The organism is Vibrio sp. TMPB1044, from assembly GCF_030442075.1.
Lineage (GTDB): Bacteria > Pseudomonadota > Gammaproteobacteria > Enterobacterales > Vibrionaceae > Vibrio > Vibrio satsumensis.
The window spans coordinates 1-773 of the sequence record NZ_JAUJED010000040.1 but is presented as its reverse complement, the minus strand read 5'-3'; the positions used below and the strand labels follow the sequence as shown (position 1 = coordinate 773).

General features: G+C 44.8%; 1 protein-coding gene. It reads right to left on the bottom strand.

Annotation, left to right across the window (positions count from 1 at the left end; translation table 11 throughout):
- Nucleotides 1-110: 110 nt before the first annotated feature.
- The coding region (locus QQ041_RS20645; protein ID WP_285954954.1) for a group II intron maturase-specific domain-containing protein at nucleotides 111-773 on the bottom strand (663 nt) is incomplete at its 5' end.

Sequence of the window (773 nt, the reverse complement as noted above, 5' to 3'; positions counted from 1 at the left end):
GTCGGATAGGCGACACCTGTTACCAGATGCCGCCCTCCTAAGAACCGTACGTGCAACTTTCACTGCATACGGCTCAAGCCTCCACTAAGGCGTTATTGTTACCCAGCAACTCACAAAGCAGTGGCGACAGGATCAAACCATGAGTTACGACCTGTATTTTTCACCTTACGTTCATTGAGAAAACCTTCCCAAAAAGGATCGAACGGGGTCGCTTGACTCATGATTTTTACATGTCGCTTGATTGGCACTTGACCGATTTGAAACAGTCGGATCACGCCATACAGTCCATCCTTTTTAAACCAGCCATGGAAAATCCATTGCCCTTGATAGTTTAGAAAGTACTTGTGTGCGATCCATTTACGTCCCTTGTTTGGGTGACGCCTGACTGACCATCGCCATAACGCTAGAAACATCTGATGACCAACATAGCCGAAGGTTTGTTTAGCAACACAGTGGCGATAGTAATTCGCCCATCCTCGTAGCTTTGGATTCATCATCTTAATGAGATCGGCTACTGGGATTGTTGCGTGTTTTCTAATGAGGTCACGCATGTTTCGTAAGAATGATAATACGTTGGATTTGCTCGGTTTAATGAGCAGTTTCCCTTTGTACTTTCTGGCGTTGAAGCCAAGAAAGTCAAAACCATCATTGATATGAGTAACGTGCGTTTTCTCTTCAGAAAGCGCTAAACCTCTTTCTTGTAAGAAAGCCATCAGTTGCGGCTTAATGTCATTCACTAGGACTTCCTTTGAAGACCCCGTGATAACAAAGTC